Origin of the sequence: Methylobacterium sp. J-001, from assembly GCF_022829565.1 — a bacterium.
GTDB lineage: Bacteria > Pseudomonadota > Alphaproteobacteria > Rhizobiales > Beijerinckiaceae > Methylobacterium.
Genome location: NZ_JAKSYN010000225.1, coordinates 1 through 301, shown reverse-complemented (window position 1 = coordinate 301; position 301 = coordinate 1). Strand labels below are relative to the sequence as shown.

The following is a 301-nucleotide window of genomic DNA, read 5'->3' as shown; positions in this document are numbered from 1 at the left end:
CCATGCGCAGGGCTCGCCGTCGGAGGACGGGTACTGCTAGAGCTTCAATGGCAAGCTTGCGGATGAGGGCCTGAGGCAAGGGATCTTCTACTCGCTGAAGGAGGCGCAGATGGTGATCGGCCGTTGGCAAACCACCTACATCCGAGTCCGGCCGCATTCGTCCCTTGGCTATCGGCCGCCCGCGCCTGGCAGCTTCCCGGATCTGGCCTTCCGGCTACCCATGGCAGCGGCCATGCAGTAGGCTCTCAATCGGCTCGGTCCAAAATACCGGTCAGGTCACCGCCGGGTTGTGGGTATGGAG

General features: G+C 63.5%; 1 pseudogene. It reads left to right on the top strand.

Annotated elements, in window-relative coordinates:
• Positions 1-241 (top strand): annotated as a pseudogene (locus tag MKK65_RS29355) (integrase core domain-containing protein); the annotation flags it as partial.
• Positions 242-301 lie beyond the last annotated feature (60 nt).